General features: G+C 63.9%; 16 protein-coding genes. 9 read left to right on the plus strand and 7 right to left on the minus strand.

Translation table 11 applies throughout. From position 1 onward, the window contains the following. Positions 1-32: 32 nt before the first annotated feature. The gene (locus AXW84_RS15395; protein ID WP_236943142.1) at positions 33-2,120 is read right to left on the minus strand and encodes a M1 family metallopeptidase; all 2,088 of its coding nucleotides are present in this window, start codon (positions 2,118-2,120) and stop codon (positions 33-35) included. Between the two features lie 261 nt (positions 2,121-2,381). Between AXW84_RS15395 and AXW84_RS25080 the strand changes: the two genes are divergently transcribed. From AXW84_RS25080 to AXW84_RS15405, 4 genes are all read left to right on the plus strand, one after another. Continuing rightward, positions 2,382-2,552, plus strand: a complete 171-nt coding sequence (locus AXW84_RS25080) for a hypothetical protein (RefSeq protein WP_157887062.1) — start codon at positions 2,382-2,384, stop codon at positions 2,550-2,552. A gap of 83 nt (positions 2,553-2,635) precedes the next feature. Then, positions 2,636-2,812 (plus strand): hypothetical protein, encoded by a 177-nt coding sequence (locus AXW84_RS25085; RefSeq protein WP_157887063.1) that lies wholly within the window; start codon positions 2,636-2,638, stop codon positions 2,810-2,812. Between the two features lie 300 nt (positions 2,813-3,112). Next, positions 3,113-3,520: an SMU1112c/YaeR family gloxylase I-like metalloprotein gene (gene gloA2 / locus AXW84_RS15400; RefSeq protein WP_068235045.1), complete on the plus strand. Its 408-nt coding sequence runs from the start codon at positions 3,113-3,115 to the stop codon at positions 3,518-3,520. Between the two features lie 48 nt (positions 3,521-3,568). After that, on the plus strand, positions 3,569-4,519 hold the full coding sequence (locus AXW84_RS15405) for a hypothetical protein (RefSeq protein WP_068235048.1): 951 nt from the start codon (positions 3,569-3,571) through the stop codon (positions 4,517-4,519). A 128-nt stretch (positions 4,520-4,647) separates the two neighbouring features. On the opposite strand, the gene AXW84_RS15410 is transcribed toward AXW84_RS15405, so the two are convergent. Next, positions 4,648-5,910 carry an MFS transporter gene (locus AXW84_RS15410; protein WP_157887064.1) on the minus strand — a complete coding sequence of 421 codons (1,263 nt, stop codon included), beginning with the start codon at positions 5,908-5,910 and terminating at the stop codon, positions 4,648-4,650. Between the two features lie 134 nt (positions 5,911-6,044). Here AXW84_RS15410 and AXW84_RS15415 point away from each other — a divergent pair, with 134 nt between their 5' ends. Beyond that, positions 6,045-7,007 carry an aldo/keto reductase gene (locus AXW84_RS15415; protein ID WP_068235054.1) on the plus strand — a complete coding sequence of 321 codons (963 nt, stop codon included), beginning with the start codon at positions 6,045-6,047 and terminating at the stop codon, positions 7,005-7,007. A 175-nt stretch (positions 7,008-7,182) separates the two neighbouring features. Here AXW84_RS15415 and AXW84_RS15420 read toward each other — a convergent pair whose 3' ends face one another. The 4 genes from AXW84_RS15420 to AXW84_RS15440 form a co-directional block, all read right to left on the minus strand. Next, positions 7,183-7,611, minus strand: coding sequence for a hypothetical protein (locus AXW84_RS15420; RefSeq protein ID WP_068235057.1), 429 nt, complete (start codon positions 7,609-7,611; stop codon positions 7,183-7,185). A gap of 34 nt (positions 7,612-7,645) precedes the next feature. Continuing rightward, positions 7,646-8,197, minus strand: coding sequence for an SgcJ/EcaC family oxidoreductase (locus AXW84_RS15425; protein WP_068235061.1), 552 nt, complete (start codon positions 8,195-8,197; stop codon positions 7,646-7,648). A gap of 73 nt (positions 8,198-8,270) precedes the next feature. Next, positions 8,271-9,098: an AraC family transcriptional regulator gene (locus AXW84_RS15430; RefSeq protein WP_071892763.1), complete on the minus strand. Its 828-nt coding sequence runs from the start codon at positions 9,096-9,098 to the stop codon at positions 8,271-8,273. Positions 9,099-9,389: 291 nt separating this feature from the next. Then, positions 9,390-10,388 (minus strand): transglutaminase-like domain-containing protein, encoded by a 999-nt coding sequence (locus tag AXW84_RS15440; RefSeq protein ID WP_068235077.1) that lies wholly within the window; start codon positions 10,386-10,388, stop codon positions 9,390-9,392. A gap of 173 nt (positions 10,389-10,561) precedes the next feature. On the opposite strand from AXW84_RS15440, the gene AXW84_RS15445 reads away from it, so the two are divergent. Next, complete coding sequence (locus tag AXW84_RS15445; RefSeq protein ID WP_068235086.1) at positions 10,562-11,278, plus strand: DUF421 domain-containing protein; 717 nt, start codon at positions 10,562-10,564, stop codon at positions 11,276-11,278. 124 nt (positions 11,279-11,402) lie between these two features. Continuing rightward, positions 11,403-12,305, plus strand: a complete 903-nt coding sequence (locus AXW84_RS15450; protein ID WP_068235092.1) for an NAD-dependent epimerase/dehydratase family protein — start codon at positions 11,403-11,405, stop codon at positions 12,303-12,305. 140 nt (positions 12,306-12,445) lie between these two features. Here AXW84_RS15450 and AXW84_RS15455 read toward each other — a convergent pair whose 3' ends face one another. Continuing rightward, complete coding sequence (locus tag AXW84_RS15455; protein ID WP_068235095.1) at positions 12,446-13,042, minus strand: FMN-dependent NADH-azoreductase; 597 nt, start codon at positions 13,040-13,042, stop codon at positions 12,446-12,448. 287 nt (positions 13,043-13,329) lie between these two features. On the opposite strand from AXW84_RS15455, the gene AXW84_RS15460 reads away from it, so the two are divergent. Together AXW84_RS15460 and serA are read left to right on the plus strand one after the other, a co-directional pair. After that, positions 13,330-14,784, plus strand: coding sequence for an ATP-binding protein (locus AXW84_RS15460; protein WP_068235098.1), 1,455 nt, complete (start codon positions 13,330-13,332; stop codon positions 14,782-14,784). A gap of 98 nt (positions 14,785-14,882) precedes the next feature. Beyond that, positions 14,883-16,787: a phosphoglycerate dehydrogenase gene (gene serA, locus AXW84_RS15465; RefSeq protein ID WP_204248384.1), complete on the plus strand. Its 1,905-nt coding sequence runs from the start codon at positions 14,883-14,885 to the stop codon at positions 16,785-16,787. Positions 16,788-16,796: the final 9 nt, after the last annotated feature.

Genomic DNA, 16,796 nt, shown 5'->3' on the forward strand with positions numbered 1-16,796 from the left:
CAATTCGGCATTGGCTGGCCCGGCTTAGCGCTTTATTCCGTCAGCGTTTGGGCGCGCCAGGTGTTGTTGGCGCGGTTCACGTCGGGCATAATGTTGGTGGAGTTCAGCGTCACCTGCGTGAGGGGCGTGGTGGAGTTGTAGCGGAACGTCCAGGTGCCGCCGCGCTGCCAGATCTCGACGGGCAGGTGTACGGTGGTGGTTTTGCCGTTGGTTTCCTTCACCTCGGCCGTGACGGGCATGGCGGCCTGGCCCTTGTTTTCAATCGTGATGAGGGCCCCCTTGGCGGGGTCCTGGTTCACGTAGGTTACGGTGGTCACGGCTTGGTCGAGCAGCCAGTTCTCGAAGAACCACTCGTGGTAAAACCAGTTCAAATCCTCGCCGGCCACGTTGTTCATGGTCCGGAAAAAGTCGCGCGGCGTGGGGTGCTTAAAGGCCCAGCGCTGGATGTAGGTGCGGAAGGCGTAGTCGAACCGCTCGGGGCCCAGAATTTCCTGGCGCAGCAAGTACAGGCCGTAGCCGGTTTTGCTGTAGGCGGCAAAGCCCAGGTTGCGGGCCTGCGTCACGTCGGGTACGGTGTAGGGCACGTCGGCGTCGGGGGCCAGCAGGCTGTAGAGGATGCCCAGCGAAGCGCGGCCCTCCTGGTCGGCCAGGGCCTTGTACTCGCCGCTGTTGAAGTCCTTGGTGGACAAGATGTTGATAAAGGTATTGAACCCCTCGTCCATCCACGGGTATTTGCGCTCGTTCGAGCCCACGATCATCGGGAACCAGTTGTGGCCGAACTCGTGGTCGGTCACGCCCCACAGGCTACCTTTCTTCGCTTTCGCGCCGCAGAACACGATGCCGGGGTACTCCATGCCGCCCACGATGCCGGCCACGTTGGTGGCCACGGGGTAGGTGTACTCGTACCACTGCTTGGAGTTGAATTCGATGCTCTTTTTCACGTACTCGGTGCTGCGGCTCCAGGCCGTGTCACCGGCGGCTTCGGCGGGGTACAGCGACATGGCCAGCGACTTACGGCCGCTGGGCAGGTTCATCTTGGCGGCGTCCCAGGCGAAGGCGGCCGACGCGGCCCAGGCCACGTCGCGCGCCCGCTGGCACTTGAAATGCCACGTGAGGCGGCCGTTTTTGCCGCCGGGGCGCGAGCCGGTCTGCGTCACCTCTTCGGGGCCCCGCACAATCACGGTTTTATCGGAAGTGGCGGCCTGCGCCAGGCGGCGCTGCTGGGCGCTGGTGAGCACCTCGGCGCCGTTCACCAGCTCGCCCGAGCCGCCCACCAGGAAGTTGGCCGGCACGTTGAGGGTGTAGTCGAAGTTGCCGTACTCCAAGTAAAACTCGGCCGTCAGGTAGGGCAGCGTGTTCCAGCCCTCCACGTCGTCGTACACGGCCATGCGCGGGTACCACTGCGCCACCTCGAAAATCTCGCCGTTCTTGGTTGGGAGGCGACCCAGGCGGTCAGACCCGTACTCGGGGATGTTGAAGCCGTAGGCGATGTTGATTTTGAGCTTGTCGCCGTGCGGCTTCATGGCCTCGGGCAAAATAATCTGCATCCGCGTGTCGCTAACGCGGTAGTTGGCCTTCACCTTCTTGCCGTGCAGCTCAATGCTGACCGTTTGCAGCGAGTCGCCGCCCGGGAAGTTGCGCGCCGAGTTGCCGTTGCGCGCGCCACCGTTGCCGAAGCGCCCGCCGGCCACGGGCGTCACGGCCGACCCGCGCGAGTCGCCCCGAAACAGGTTTTGGTCGAGTTGCAGCCACACGAAGGGCAGCGCGTCGGGGCTGTTGTTGGTGTAGGTGATGGCGACCGTGGCGCTCACGCGGGCCGCTTTCTCGTCGAGCGAGGCGGCAATTTGGTAGTCGGCCGCGTTTTGCCAGTAGGTGGCCGCGGGCTGGCCGCCGGCCGTGCGCGTGGCGGGCCCCACCTGGTTCAGGTAGTCGGGCGAGAAGAGCGCGCGCGCGTTGTAGGGCGGCAGGTTGGCCGGGGGCTGCGGCAGCGGAATCCGGCTGACTGGCGCGGGCGCTGGGGGTGGCGGCGGGGGGGTGGGCCGGGTGGGCTGGGCCTGGGCCGTAGCCATGCCGAGCAGCAGGGCCGCGGCCAGGAACTTAGTAAAGGAAAGTTTTTTCATGAAAAAGAACTAGAGCGAAAACATCACTGCCAAAAGTAGCGGCCGGGGCCAAAAAATGGTTGTGCGGCCCGCCGCTATTTTCGGCCGCGCCGAAAAACCGGGGGCCCCAGCCACCGTTGCAGCGCGGCGCCAAGCAAAACAGTCTTTCGCAGTTCGTACGCCGCCGTGGCGGCGTACCCGGCTTTTCCCCTCTCCTGCAGGTCTTAACTTCGCGACCCTCAGCAGGTCAACCACCTCATCCGCACCCGGGGCAGCGCGTTTGTGCCGCAATTTGAGTCCGGCAAAACCACCCCCGACGACCTCATCTGGCAGCTGCTTGAAAACGCCAACTGGGCCCCCAGCCACAAGCGCACCGCGCCCTGGCGCTCCCCCGTGTTCACGGGCGCGGATCCGCAACTCCTGGCTAATTTTCAAGCGAATGTGCACCCATAAACTGCGGGGCCCAAGTTCGACGCGGACAAGTACGCTAAGCCGCGGGCTATGCCGCGCAGTGCTCGCACGTCATCGCCATCGGCATGAAGCGCATGGACCAAAATCTGCCCGAGATTGCGGAAGTGGAAGCCCTGGCCTGCGCCGTGCAAAACCTGGCGCTCTCGGCCCACGCCTACGGCCTCGGCAGTTTTTGGAGCAGCGGCGGCGTCGCGTACACCGAGGCGGCCAAGGCCATTTTTCGGTCTGGGCCCCGACGATAAGCTGCGGGGCTTTTCAACCTGGGCTACGTGCGCACGCCGGGCTCGGGGGGCAAGCGCGGCCCCGTGCAGGAAAAAACCGGCTGGGTAGCGGGCTGAGGCCGGGGCCCCTGTTTCGCCTTTCTTTGAACCTGCTCAACTATTTACATTCCCGTAGAACGTCCTGTTCATCTGGCGTCCGCGCAGTCGAAGCATCGCTACCACTGACTAACCATAATTACTGCCACAGCAGAGATGCTTCGGCTGCGCGGACGCCAGATGAGCAGGACTAGAGACGAATTTCTAAGTACCTTCTTTGCGCCCATGACGACGACTTCCCAACCCCTGGCCCTGGCGGGCGTCCACCACATCGCCATCATCTGCTCGGATTACGCCGCGTCGAAGGCGTTCTACACCGAGGTGCTGGGCCTCGAAATCATCCGCGAGGTGCACCGCATTGAACGCGCATCCTACAAGCTCGACCTGGCGGTGAACGGCCAGTACGTCATCGAGCTGTTTTCTTTCCCGAGCCCGCCGCCGCGCCCCAGCCGGCCCGAGGCCCAGGGCCTGCGCCACTTAGCTTTCGCCGTAGCCGACTTGAACGAGGCCACGCAACGGCTCGCGGCCCACGGCGTGGCCTACGAGCCCATCCGGGTGGACGAGTTCACGAACCGCCGCTTCACTTTCTTCGCCGACCCCGACGGGCTGCCGTTGGAACTATACGAGGCATAAGCGCGGCGGCGTTATTTGCGGGCAAATCCTGCGTTTGAATTGCCCGCAATGCCCAAATTTTATTTCCTGGCCCTGCTGTTGGCCCTGGCCGGCTGCACCACCCGCCCGCCCAGCCGCCTGAACGTGGCCGCTGGCTACTGCGACCCGCCTCTGCCCTACCGCTACGACCCGGCGTTTGCGCCGCGGGCCGACCTGGCGGGGGCCCTCACGCCGGCGCTGCTGGCCCGTTACCCGCGCCGCAACTTACTCACGGCCAACGCCGCCGGCCTATTGCCTGCCCTCACCACTTTGCTGAGCCTGGAGGCCACCGCCCGCCAGCAGCCCGGGCTTGCCACCGAGGTGGCCGTGCTGCGCCAGCGCCAGCTCATCGGGGACCAAGTGGCGCTGGTGAGCACCACAGTGGCGAGCGTGGCTGCCGAGCTGGACTGCGAAGGCGAGCGTGCCGACCAGGCGGCCGGCTACCTCAAGGCCCAGGACGACCGCCGCACCCAGCGCCTCAACGTGCTGTCCATCAGCATCGGGGCGGCCAGCGGCATCGGCACCACTGTTATCGACAACAAAGGGGCCCAGTACGCCTTTGGCATCGGCGGGGGCCTGCTGGCGGCGGGCCTGGGGCTACTAACGCTGACCGGCGGCCACGCGACCGAGTTCACGCACCCGCGCAACCTGCTGGCCGACGTATGGGCCGAAAAACCAGCGTCCGACGTGTTTCCGCCCAGCGTGTGGTACCTGCTCACCGAGCCCGCTTTTAGCAACGGCGGCCAGACGAGCCTGGCCCACAACACCCGCCGCCGCTGGGAACGCTACGGCCAGCTCGCCCAACCCAACTCGCCGAAAGGCAAGCAGTTGGTGGCGCTGCTCTTCGGCGCGGGCGGCCAGTACTCAGCCGACCAGCTCACCGTGCGCGCCAACATGCTCAACGAGTTGCAAGCGGCCGTGCGCTTGCTCAACCAGGAGCTGCAAGGGCTGCTGCAGGCGCTGAACGAACCGGCGCAGTAGCTGATCTTTTAGTTGTCAGTTGCTCGTTATCAGTTGTTAGCCAGCCTACAACGCTGATTATAAAGTTGATGCAACCAATAAGAACGTCATGCGTACCGCCGAACAACTGACAACAAGCAACTAAAAACTCAGGAGCCACCCGCGGCCAGCAGCACGGCGGCGGCCTGGGTTTGACGCAAGTTGCGCAGGTACAGCAGGCCAATGAGCAGCGCCAGGGCCCCCTCGGCCAGCACGGTGGCCCGCACGCCGATGCGCTCCGAGGCCGCGCCCACCAGCAGGCTGCCCAGCGGCAGCGCCGTGGTGTACACGAGCACGTAGAGGCTGATGACGCGCCCGCGCATGGCCGGCAACACGGTGGTTTGCAGCAGCGTTACGTTGATGGTGGTCTGGGCCATCATGCCGAACGCGCCCACCGCCAGAAAGGCCAGCGCTGGCCAGTACCACGGCGTGTAGGCAAACAGCAGCAGGCCCACGCCCAGCACGAAGGTGTTGACGGTCATTACCCGGCTCAAGTCCGTGGTTGGGGCCAGCGACGTCAGGTACAGCGCCGCCCCAAACCCGCCCAGCCCAATGGCCCCGTCGAGCAGGCCAAACGTGGTGGCCGTGCCCCGGAAAACGTCCTTGGCGTAGACCGGCACGAGGGCCGTGAAGGGCAACACCAGCAACGCCATCAGCCCCAGGGCCCCGATGATGAACCGGATGCCGGGCGTGTCGCGCACGTAGCGGAAGCCCGCGGCCAGCTCGCTTAGCAGGGCCTGGGGGTGCGGCCGGGCCACGTGGGCGGGCAGCCGCAGGGCCAGCAGCGACCCGATGACGGCCACGAAGCTGAGCGCGTTGAGGCCGAAGCAGGCGGCGGCCCCCAGCTGCTCGATGGCGAAGCCCGCCACGGCCGGCCCCAGCAGCTTCGAGAGGTTGAGCATGGTGGAGTTGAGGGCCACCGCGTTGGGCACGTCCTGCTTGTCGTCCACCAAATCGTACACCAGCGACTGCCGGGCGGGCACGTCGAAGGCGTTGATGATGCCCAGCGCGGCGCTCAGCCCAATGATGGCCGCCACCGCGTGGTGCTGCCAAAACACGGCCAGCGCCAGCAGCCCGGCCTGCACCATCGACAGCACCTGCGTGAGCAGCAGCACCCGGTAGCGCGAGTAGCGGTCGGACACGACGCCGCCCAGCAGCGAGAACAGCGCCGACGGGAACAGCGTGGCGAACACGCTCACGCCCAGCATGAGTTTGGAATGCGTCTCGGCGTACACCACCCAGCTCACCGCCGTTTTCTGCATCCAGGTGCCCAGCAACGACAGGGCCTGGCCGCCGAAAAACAAGCGAAAATTGCGGCTGCGAAACGCGCGCAGGGCCTCGTACTCCATGGCCCAAAGGTGGGGAAAATTCATGCCCCCAGCCCCGGGGCCCCGCCCCCACGGCCGGGCCGGCTCCGGGCCGGGCCGCCAACCCAAACCGGTTTTTGGGAGTTTATACGGGGGCTGCACTGGCAGCTTTTGCTTCTTTATCTCAATTTTATTCTCCAATGGCAAACCCTCGTGAACTGGGCCACTCCGGCCTGCACATCGCCCCGCTCGTGCTGGGCGGCAACGTATTCGGCTGGACGGCCGACGAAAAAACCTCCTTCGCCGTGCTCGACGCCTTCGTGGCGGGCGGCGGCAACACCATCGACACGGCCGACGTGTACTCGGCCTGGGCCCCCGGCCACGCGGGCGGCGGGCAGTCGGAAACGGTGATTGGCAAGTGGCTGGCCCAGCGCGGCCGCCGCGACGACGTGCTGATTTTTACCAAAGTGGGCATGGAGCTGGGCCCCGACAAAAAAGGCCTGTCGAAAGCCTACATCAAGCGCGCCGTGGAAGCCTCGCTCCAACGCCTCCAAACCGACTACATTGACCTCTACCAGAGCCACAAGGACGACGAGAGCCTGCCCGTGGCGGAGCCCCTCGAAGCTTACGCCGAGCTGCTGAAGGAAGGAAAAATCCGCGCCATCGGGGCCTCCAACTTTAAGCCCGCCCGCCTGCAAGCCGCCCTGGATGCGGCCAAAAATGGCCTGCCCCGCTACGAGAGCCTCCAGCCCGAGTACAACCTCTACGACCGCGAAACCTTCGAGCACGACGACCTGTCCATCGTGCAAGCCAGCGGCATCGGCGTAATTCCCTACTTCGGCCTGGCCTCGGGCTTCCTCACCGGCAAGTACCGCGCTGAGGCCGACCTAAAAAAGAGCCAGCGCGGCGCCAGCATCGGCAAGAAGTACCTGAACGACAAGGGCCTGGCCCTGCTGAATGCGCTTGACGCCGTAGCCGACCGCCACTCGGCCACCCAGGCCCAGGTGGCCCTGGCCTGGCTGATGCAGGCCCCCGGCATCACGGCGCCCATCGCCAGCGGCACCAGCCCCGGGCAGGTAACAGAGCTGGCCGAGGCCATGAATTTGCAGCTCACCGCCGACGACGTAGCCGCCCTGCAAGCGCCGACGGTGGCCGCCGCGTAGGTCCCCCGAGCCGCCACAAAAAGGGCGTTTCCGCACGGGAACGTCCTTTTTGTGGTTGCTAAATGAGACTGTTCAGGGTGTAGCTTGGACTTTGTAGTCCGAGCTACTGGCTGGAGCGACGCTTTTTAGGGCCCCGGCGCTCACTGTTTGAGCTCGACGCGGATGAAGCGGTCGGCTACCTCGTCGGTATTTTCGACGGCGTGGGGGCCCTCGGGGCCTGCCAGCGGGCGCGCACCAGGTCGGGGCCCTTGCGGTAGGGCGTGGTCGATTCGTGCAGCAGCTGGCCGGCCGCGTCATAGTAGCGGCCCTTCCCGGTTTGCTCTTTGTAGAGCACGCTCGGCCAGCGGTGGGTGTGCACCGGCTCGCGCTGGTGGGGCCCCACGGTCACTTCCAGCACCCGCACCCGGTCGTTTTCAAAAAGGATGCGATGGAACTGCGGCGCGGCCACCACGGCATCCAGCGAATCGGGCCAGGGCCACGGCGGTACCGCCGCTGGGGGTCCCACCGGGCGCGCTGCCCCGGTGGCCAGGGAAGCCGGGGGCCCCAGGCGGCAGCCCAATAGCCCCGCCGCGGCCCCAGCTAACACCATCAGCGCAAATTTCATATTGCTGATTTTTAATTATTTGACAAATGAAACCTCAATGCAAATCGGGCAGCTTGGCGGGGTCGAAGGGCACCGGGCCGGCGGTGGGCACCGGGTTGTTGGCGGCGGCGGCGGCGCGCACCACCGTGTTTTGGCCCGCCGCGAGCAGCCAGCGGCCCTGCTGCTTCACCAGCACCAGCGTGAGCAAGTCGTCGGCGTCGCCTTCTTTGTTCGGGCCGTGGTTCACGCCGTCGGGCGGGTAGAAGGCGCCCACGTGGCAGTAGAGATTGGCCACGGCCACGCCGGGCGCCACGGCCCGCACCGTGAGGGGCCCCGGCGCAAAGGCCACGCCCGTGAACATGGCGTCAAAAATTTGCTGGTGCGCGGCTTGCACGGCGGGCCGGCCGCGCCACCACATGCCCACGATGTTCACCCAGCTCACGTCGGGCGTGGTGTAGGCGGCCATGTCGGCGAACTTGTGGTCGGTGTAGTTCCGGGTTATCCGGGCCACGGTTTGGCGGATGGCGGCTTCGTCGGCGGCCGGCAGTTGGGCGAAGGCGCGGCTGGCGGCCAGCGCGAGGGCGCAGCCTAGTAGGAAGGTTTTCATGGGGCTAAGCGGTTGATTCGCTGACAAATCTCCGGCCGTGGGGGCCCCGCTTAGTAGTAAAAAACCGACATTCTCAGCCGCCGGCCAGGGCCAGCCGGGTGTGGGCGGCGTCGGCGGCCAGCAGCTGCGGGGGCGTCACGCCGGCAAAGTCCTTGAAGTCGCGCACCAGGTGGCGGTAGTCGTAGTAACCAGTTTGCACGGCCACGGCCAGCCAGTCGAGGGCCGGCTGCTGCTCCTTGAGCCGAAAGGCCTGGTCGAAGCGCGCGATGCGGGCGTACAGCTTGGGGCCCATGCCCACGCGCTCGAAGAAATTGCGCTCGAACTGCCGCGGGCTCAGGCATACTTCGTGGGCCAGGCGCTCTACGGGGCGCGCCACCCAGCCGCTCAGCAGCTGGGGCAGCAGCGCATCGAGCGGCCGCCCGGCGCCCACAACGCGGCGGACGGCGCGCAGCAAATAGGCCTCCACCACGGCCACCATCTGGTCGTAGTCGATGGTTTCGGCCAGGCGGTCGGCCACCTCGTCCACGGCGGGGCCCAGCACAGCGCGGCTGTCCACCGAAAAGTCGAACAACTCCTTCACCGGCACGCCCAGCAGGCGGTGCAGCCCGCCGGGCTTGCAGGCCACGCACACCACGAGGTGGTCGGCGGCAAAATTCAAATCGACCCGCGACACCTGGGGCCCCACCAGGATGCTGCGCGGCGACTGAATTGCGCGGTTCTGCCCGTAGTGAAAGGTGCTCATCGCATCGCGCGGGTAGAAATACAAGCTTTGGTGCGGCGTGGGCGGCTGCGGCTTGGGCGCCGGAATGGGCTGGCCGTTGGCGCTGCGCACGTGGGCCACCAAGTAGTGCTGCACGAAGGGCCGCAGGGCCGCGGCGGGCGGGTACAGGCGGAAGAACATGGCGGCCGGGCTTAGGCGGAACAACTGGCGGTAAGGTACTTATAAACCCATCAGCAACATGGCAAAGCCAAGATATTTCTGTACCGCCAAGCTGTGCTTGGCCATGCTCCAGGGCTTTGAACAATACCTTCTGCTGGATTTTTTAGGAAGAATCCAATTACCCTTGGGGCCCCAGGGCAAGGCCAAGCACAGCTTGGCGGTACAGTCCGGCACCGTTAAACTGCAAAAGCAAGGGCCCCGGCCCGCGCACCTGGGTGCGCGGGTCGGGGCCCTAAACGATAATTGTTGGCTTTACCTGGCCGCCGCGTCCTCGAAAGTGTAGGTGTGGGCCACTTCGAGCGGCTGGCCGTCGGCCTCGGCGTAGGGGTACACGAAGTAGTTGAGCGGCGGGCCGGCCTGCTTGGGCACCAGCGTCAGGTCGCGGCCGCGGGTGAACTCGACGCGGTTTTCGTCGTGGGCCCCGAAGAAATAGGCGCGCTTGCTGGGGTCTTTGGCGGCTTCGGAGGCATCGACGGGCACCCAGCCGGTTTCCTTGGTGAAGAACTCGGCCCAGCAGTGGTAGCCCTTGATTTCGCCCTGGCCGTGCCCGGCCGGCAGCGGCAGCCCAATGCTGAAGCGCGCCGGGATGTTCAATGCCCGGCAGTAGCCGATGACGATGGCGTGAAAATCGGTGCAGTTGCCGCGCCGCGCGTCGCAGGCGTAGTAGATATCGCCGCGGCCCCAGCCCTGGCCGGTTTTGTCGTAGGTTACGGTGCTCACCACGTGCTCGTAGATGGCGCGGGCCTTGGCCAAGGGCGTGGTGGCGTGGGCTTTATCGACGACCTCCTGGGCCTGGGCTTTTATTTTGGCGTCGAGCGGCACGAGGCGGTCGGGGGCCAGCCAGCGGGCCAGGTTGGGGTCGCGGGCTTCGGTTTCGGCGGGGGCGTGGTCGTCGGTGGCGCGCAGGTTCAGGTGCTCGCGCCGGGTGATGCGGGCCGTGAGCGTGACCACCAGCGGCGCGGTGGGCACGGCGGCGGGCCGCAGGTGCAGCATTTGGTTGCCGTAGGCATCTTTCTCGACGGTATAGGGCCCCGGGGACTCAATTTTCAGGTCGGCCACGTCCTGGCTTTTGTCGGCGTGGGGCACGGGCATCCACACCTCCAGGGCCTTGGTGCCGGCGGCGGGCACGGGCACCGTGGCCCGGCACGTGAGCAAAAAAGTGCGGCTTCGCAGCGCGGCCGTGGGCGCAGTAGGGGCAGGGGCGGCGGCGACGCATAGCAACGCGGTGGCGGCGAGGAAAAAAGGCTTCATGGAACGGGGCAACTGATTGAGCCACAAAATTACGCGCTGGCCCGCCCCGGCTGGCAGCAGCGGGTCAGATGAGTTTTTCGTGAATAAAACGAGCCATTGGCTCGGCTAAACGCCACCGTGCGGCCCACAAAACCGTAGATGGGCCGCCGGACTTTATTCCCCGGCCGCTTTTTATGCTGCTGGCTGCTCCCATCGAATCCTTTGACTGGCACCGTATTATGTGGTCGGACGACGCTCCGCCGGCGTACTTGGGCGAAGTGGCGTTTCGCTGCGTCGCCACGTACCTGTTCACGCTGGGGGCCCTGCGCGTGACCGGGCGGCGCGGGGTGCGGCAGCTGTCCATCTTCGAATTGAGCATCATCCTGGCCCTGGGCTCGGCGGCCGGCGACGCCATGTTTTACAGCGACGTGCCGCTGCTGCACGTGGCCGTGGTATTTGCGGTGGTGCCGGCCCTGTATTGGCTTTTCAACCGCCTCACCGAATGGTCGCCGCGCTTCAGCGACTGGCTCGAAGGGGCCCCCCTGCTGCTGGTGGAGGACGGCCGGGTGTGCATGGAAAACTTTCGCCACCTGCGCCTCACCCAGAAGGAGCTGTTCGGTGAGCTGCGCCAGCACCAAGTAGAGCACCTGGGCCAAGTGCGCCGCGCCTACATGGAAGCCACCGGCAACCTGAGCGTGTACTTCTACCCCGAAACCGACCCCGTGCGCCCCGGCCTGCCCGTCTGGCCCGAGCTGTTCCAGCACCTCCAGCGCCGCATTGAGGCCCCGGGGCCCTACGCCTGCTGCCGCTGCGGCCACGTGCAAGCCCTGGCCAAGGGCGACCAAGTGCTGTGCCCCACCTGCCAAAACGACCACTGGATGCCCGTGAGCGACGCGCAACGGGTGGCCTAAGTGAGGGCAGGTGCTTGGCAAACCGAGAATTTACGGGGCGAATGCGGCGGGGCAGGCCCGGCGGCCGTACTAGCCCCGGCGGACGCCCCTGGGGCCCCGTCGTCCATTCCAAGCAACCCGTTTTATGAAATCCCCCAAAAAATCCGTTCCCAAGCGCGTACTCGTGACCGGCGGCACCGGCAAGCTGGGCAAGGCCTGCGTGGCCGATCTGCAAGCCCACGGCTACGACGTGTTCGTGGTCGACACGGTGGCCCCCGCCAAGGGCGTCCCGCACATCATCGCCGACCTCTCCGATTTTGGCCAAACCCTGGACGCACTGTCGTCGGTGGGCATGGAAATCCACGCCGGCGTGGGCACTGGCCCGGCCTTCGACGCCATTGTGCACCTGGCGGCCTTCCCCACCCCGCGCCAGTACCCCGACGCGCACCTGTTCCAGAACAACCTGATGGGCACCTACAACGTGTTCGAGGCGGCGCGGCGGCTGGGCATCCACAACGTCATTTGGGCCAGCAGCGAAACCACCCTGGGCGAACCCTTCGACGGCGCCGAGCCCTACGCGCCCGTGGACGAGGACTACCCACTGCGCGCCAAAAGTGCCTACGCCCTGGCCAAGGTGCTGATGGAGGACATGGCCCGCCAGTTCTGCCTCCAAACGCCGGCCATGAAGCTCATCGGCCTGCGCTTCAGCAACGTGATGGAGCCCGCCGACTACGCCAAGTTCCCGGCCTACGACGACGACCCCGAGGAGCGCAAGTGGAACATGTGGGCCTACATCGACGCCCGCGACGGCTCGCAGGCCGTCCGCAAAGCCATCGAGTGGGAGGCCACCGGCATGCACCCCTTCATCATCGCCAACGCCGACACAGTGATGTCGAAATCATCCACCGAGCTGATGAAAAACTACCTCCCCAACGTGCCGGTGAAGAAGCAGCTGGGCGAGCATGAAACGCTGCTCTCCATCGAAAAAGCCCGCCGCGTGCTCGGTTACGAGCCCGAGTTCAGCTGGCGCGAGGCGAAGTCGCGCTAGCCGCCCAAGACCGGCGCAGGTTTAGCAGCCGGTGCAGGCCCGGCGCAGCATACAAAAAAGGGGCCCCGTGCGGGGCCCCTTTTTTTTGTGCAAGTCGGTTCGGCAGCTGCTCGGAGCAGTTCCGACCGCGCCGCTTGCAGTTACACCGTTACGCTGTCCAGCGCTTTCTGCACGGCGGTGGCTTGTAGGTCGGGCACGGCGAGGCCTTCAGCCCGCACCACGGTCACGTCCGTCATGCCCAGGAAGCCGAGCACGGCCTTGAGGTAGGGCGCCACGAAGTCGTAGGCGGCCGACGGGCCTTCGGAGTACACGCCGCCGCTCGACATGGCTACGTACACTTTCTTGCCGGTAATCAGGCCTTCGGGGCCGTTGGCGGTGTAGCGGAATGTGATGCCGGCGCGGGCAATGTGGTCCACCCACGCCTTCAGCGTCGAGGGGATGCCGAAGTTGTAGAGCGGGGCCCCAATCACGATAACGTCGGCGTCCTTAATCTCCTGGATGGCATCGTCGGAGTGCTTGGCGGCAGCCTGTTGCTCGGGCGTGCGGCTTTCGGCCGGCGTGAAGAAGGATTGCAGCTTGGCCTCCTCCAGGTGCGGGAAGGGGTGGGTAGCCAGGTCGTGCACCGCCACGGTGCTGCCTGGGTTGGCGGCTTGCAGCTTTTCGATGATGCCGGTGGCGAGCTGGATGCTGGCCGAAGCCCCCTTGCGCGGGCTGGAGATGATGTGCAGGATGTTCATTTAAAAAGGGATTTTGGCCCAGGGGCCGGTGAAATGTAGATAATGCTTGCGGCGCCCAGCCTTTTACTGGCTGGCGTGCGACAAATGTACATACATTTCATGTACCCACATTGTTTTAGGAATTTGCGAATCGCAAAGTCGGCAGTAAAGGGATTAGAACAAATAGGGTAGCGCCAAAGCAATTAATTAGCAGCACACAACAAAAGACCCAACATGTTGAGACTCCCGCGTCTTTGCTTCATCCGCAATCGCCTACCATACCTTTGCCGTTTACACCTCCGCAACTAATGACTCCTTACGACCTGGCCGAATTACTGCGCAACCTATTGGCCCTACCTGGTGAGTCAGAGTTGGTTGAGTTTAAAGAGGCTAATGAGAGCTTCGATTTTGATAAGCTGGGCAAGTATTTTAGTGCCTTGAGTAACGAGGCCAATCTCAGGAATGTGGAACAAGCCTGGCTGGCCTTTGGTATCAGCAACAAGCAGCAAGTGGTTGGCACTACGTTTCGCGCTGACCCTTTAAAGTTGCAAAGCTTGACCAAGGAGATAGCCGACCAAGCTTCTAATCGTTTAACTTTTCGGGGCATTCACGAAGTCAATTGTGAAGGCAAGCGTGTGATTTTGTTTGAGATTCCACCGGCTACACTGGGGCAGCCCACTTCTTGGAAAGGGCACTATTATGGGCGCGATGGGGAAAGCCTTGGGCCCCTTAATACCGACGAGCGACACCGCATTGAACGACAAAGTCAGCCCGTTGTCGATTTTGAACGGGCAATTGCTTTTGCTAATGCCAGTACTTCACATATATTAGAACTACTTGACTGGCAAGAGTATTTTAAGCTGTTCGATTACCCAACTCCAGTTGACGCGCAAGCCATAATAGCCCGCTTTTTACAAGGCAAAGTAGTAGCACGCGAACAAGGTATGTTCCATATTACTAATATGGGGGCCGTCCTTTTCGCCAGAGACTTGAAGCAGTTTGCTCGCCTGGAGCATAAGGGCCTGCGAATCATTATTTACAACGGTTCGGGCCGAACGAATGGCGGGCGCGAACAAACGGGGCGCTTGGGCTACGCCGTAGGTTTCATTAAAGCGCTTACCTGGTTGAACGAACGTTTGCCAAGTCGGGAAGAGATTACCGCAACGCGCAGGGAAGAAGTGCCTACTTATCCAGTAAAAGCTATTCGCGAGCTAGTGGCCAATGCTTTAATACATCAGGATTTTACTACTGCAGGCTCATCGCCAATGGTGGAAGTTTTTGATAACCGCATTGAAGTGACCAATCCTGGTGCACCGCTAATAAATGTGCTTCAATTCTTAAATCACACGCCCATTAGCCGGAATGAAGATATCGCAGACATCATGAAGGCGCTGGACTTTTGTGAAAGTCGCGGAAGTGGCATTGACCGCATTGTAGAGGAGTGTGAAAAGCACTTTCTACCAGCTCCAGACTTCATCCGGGGCGATAATTCGACTCAAGCCATTTTGTATGCGCCTAAGCCGTTGCGTGATATGAGTTCCCGCGATAAGGTGCGGGCTTGCTATCAACATGCTTGCCTAAAATTTGCCAATGGGGAAGCAATGTCAAATCAGTCGTTCCGGGAGCGCATGGGTATCGCGGAGAAAAATTACCCTATGGCTTCTCGCATCATATCCGATGCGCTGGAGGCAGGGCTAATTAAACCCTACGACCCAGATAACAAGTCTAAAAAGAATGCTCGCTACGTACCTGTGTTAGGCTGATTCTTATGTAACGGCTATGTAACTGGCACCCCAAAAACCTTCGATTATCCGCTGCATTGGCCGTTTTCTTATGTAACGGCTATGTAACTCCCTAGCTTGTGACTACTCCAACCGCCGCCCCCCTGCCCTACCTCGTTTTTGATTTCGACAGCACCTTCACGCAAGTCGAAGGCCTCGACGAGCTGGCCGACATTGCCCTGCAAGGCCAGCCCGACCAGGCCGAGCGCGTGGCCCAGATCAGGGCCCTGACGGACCGCGGGATGGCGGGCGAAATCGGGTTTCAGGAATCTTTGAGCCAGCGGCTGGCGCTGCTGGGGGCCCACCGGCGGCACCTGGGGCCCCTGGTGGCGCGGCTGCACGGCAAGGTGAGCGAGAGCATCCGGCGCAACGGCGAGTTTTTCCGGCAGCAGGCCGAGCGCATCTACGTGGTGAGCAGCGGCTTCCGCGAGTTCATCGAGCCGGTGGTGGCCGAGTTCGGCATTCCGGCCGGCCACGTGCTGGCCAACACGTTCACGTTTGACGCCGACGGGAACATTACCGGTTGCGACGCGGCCAACGTGCTGAGCCGCGACGGCGGCAAGATTCAGCAACTGCGCGACTTGCAGCTCGACGGGCCCGTGTACGTGGTGGGCGACGGCTACACCGATTACCAAGTCCGCGAGGCCGGCCTGGCCCACCGCTTCTACGCCTACACCGAAAACGTGGCGCGCCCCACCGTGGTGGCCCATGCCGACGAGGTGCTGCCCACGTTCGACGAGTTTTTATACCAACTGAAACTACCCATGACGCTGAGCTACCCCAAAAACCGCATCAAGGTGCTGCTGCTGGAGAACCCCGACGCCCGCGCCGCCGAGCTCTTCCGCGCCGAAGGCTACCAGGTAGAAGAAGTGAAAGGGGCCCTGGACGAGGCCGAGCTCATCGCCCGCATCGAGGGCGTGAGCCTGCTGGGCATCCGCTCGAAAACGCAGGTGACCCAGCGCGTGCTCGACGCCGCCAACCGCCTCATCGGCATCGGGGCCTTCTGCATCGGCACCAACCAGATTGACCTGGCCGGGGCCATGAAAAAGGGCGTGGCCGTGTTCAACGCGCCGTTCAGCAACACCCGCTCGGTGGTGGAGCTGGCCCTGGGCGAAATCATCGTGCTGGCCCGCCGCATCCCGGTGAAAAACCCCAAAATGCACGCCGGCGAGTGGGACAAGTCGGCCAGTGGCTCGTTCGAGATTCGGGGCAAAACGCTGGGCATCATCGGCTACGGCAACATCGGCTCGCAGCTCTCGGTGGTGGCCGAGGCCGTGGGCATGAAGGTGCTCTACTACGACGTGGCCGAAAAGCTTCAGCTCGGCAACGCCGTGAAGTGCAAAACCCTGGAGGAGCTGCTGCCCCAGGCCGACGTGGTGACGCTGCACATCGACGGGCGCCCCGAGAACCAGGACTTTTTCGGGGCCCCGCAATTTGCCCTGATGAAGCCGGGGGCCCTGTTCCTTAACAACGCCCGCGGCCACGTGGTGGAAGTGCCCGCCCTGGCCGCCGCCCTGCGCAGCGGCCACCTCGGCGGCGCGGCCGTGGACGTGTTTCCGCACGAGCCCAAAACCAACGCCGAGGCGTTTGAGAGCGAGCTGCGCGGCCTGCCCAACGTGCTGCTCACGCCCCACATCGGCGGCAGCACGGCCGAGGCCCAGCGCAACATCGCCGAGTTCGTGCCCGAGCGCATCATGGAGTACATCAACACCGGCAACACCCAGCAGAGCGTCAACTTCCCCAACATCCAGCTGCCGGTGCAGCAGGCCCACCGCCTCATCCACATCCACGCCAACGTGCCCGGCGTGCTGGCCAACATCAACAACGTGCTGGCCCAGCACCACGTCAACATCCTGGGCCAGTACCTGAAAACCAACGAGCACATCGGCTACGTCATCACCGACATCAACCGCGAGTACGACCAGGACGTGATTCAGGCCCTGCGCGCCGTGGAGCACACCATCAAGTTCCGGGTGCTGTACTAGGCGCCTGTC

The sequence above is a fragment of the Hymenobacter sp. PAMC 26628 genome, from assembly GCF_001562275.1.
Taxonomy (GTDB): Bacteria; Bacteroidota; Bacteroidia; order Cytophagales; family Hymenobacteraceae; genus Hymenobacter.

What these genes read in the sequence shown, in the direction of transcription:
- AXW84_RS15395 (WP_236943142.1), bottom strand. Translation starts at nt 2,120, where the DNA reads ATGAAAAAACTTTCCTTTACTAAGTTCCTGGCCGCGGCCCTGCTGCTC.
- AXW84_RS25085 (WP_157887063.1), top strand. Translation starts at nt 2,636, where the DNA reads ATGAAGCGCATGGACCAAAATCTGCCCGAGATTGCGGAAGTGGAAGCC.
- gloA2 (WP_068235045.1), top strand. Translation starts at nt 3,113, where the DNA reads ATGACGACGACTTCCCAACCCCTGGCCCTGGCGGGCGTCCACCACATC.
- AXW84_RS15405 (WP_068235048.1), top strand. Translation starts at nt 3,569, where the DNA reads ATGCCCAAATTTTATTTCCTGGCCCTGCTGTTGGCCCTGGCCGGCTGC.
- AXW84_RS15410 (WP_157887064.1), bottom strand. Translation starts at nt 5,910, where the DNA reads ATGAATTTTCCCCACCTTTGGGCCATGGAGTACGAGGCCCTGCGCGCG.
- AXW84_RS15415 (WP_068235054.1), top strand. Translation starts at nt 6,045, where the DNA reads ATGGCAAACCCTCGTGAACTGGGCCACTCCGGCCTGCACATCGCCCCG.
- AXW84_RS15420 (WP_068235057.1), bottom strand. Translation starts at nt 7,611, where the DNA reads ATGAAATTTGCGCTGATGGTGTTAGCTGGGGCCGCGGCGGGGCTATTG.
- AXW84_RS15425 (WP_068235061.1), bottom strand. Translation starts at nt 8,197, where the DNA reads ATGAAAACCTTCCTACTAGGCTGCGCCCTCGCGCTGGCCGCCAGCCGC.
- AXW84_RS15430 (WP_071892763.1), bottom strand. Translation starts at nt 9,098, where the DNA reads ATGTTCTTCCGCCTGTACCCGCCCGCCGCGGCCCTGCGGCCCTTCGTG.
- AXW84_RS15440 (WP_068235077.1), bottom strand. Translation starts at nt 10,388, where the DNA reads ATGAAGCCTTTTTTCCTCGCCGCCACCGCGTTGCTATGCGTCGCCGCC.
- AXW84_RS15445 (WP_068235086.1), top strand. Translation starts at nt 10,562, where the DNA reads ATGCTGCTGGCTGCTCCCATCGAATCCTTTGACTGGCACCGTATTATG.
- AXW84_RS15450 (WP_068235092.1), top strand. Translation starts at nt 11,403, where the DNA reads ATGAAATCCCCCAAAAAATCCGTTCCCAAGCGCGTACTCGTGACCGGC.
- AXW84_RS15455 (WP_068235095.1), bottom strand. Translation starts at nt 13,042, where the DNA reads ATGAACATCCTGCACATCATCTCCAGCCCGCGCAAGGGGGCTTCGGCC.
- AXW84_RS15460 (WP_068235098.1), top strand. Translation starts at nt 13,330, where the DNA reads ATGACTCCTTACGACCTGGCCGAATTACTGCGCAACCTATTGGCCCTA.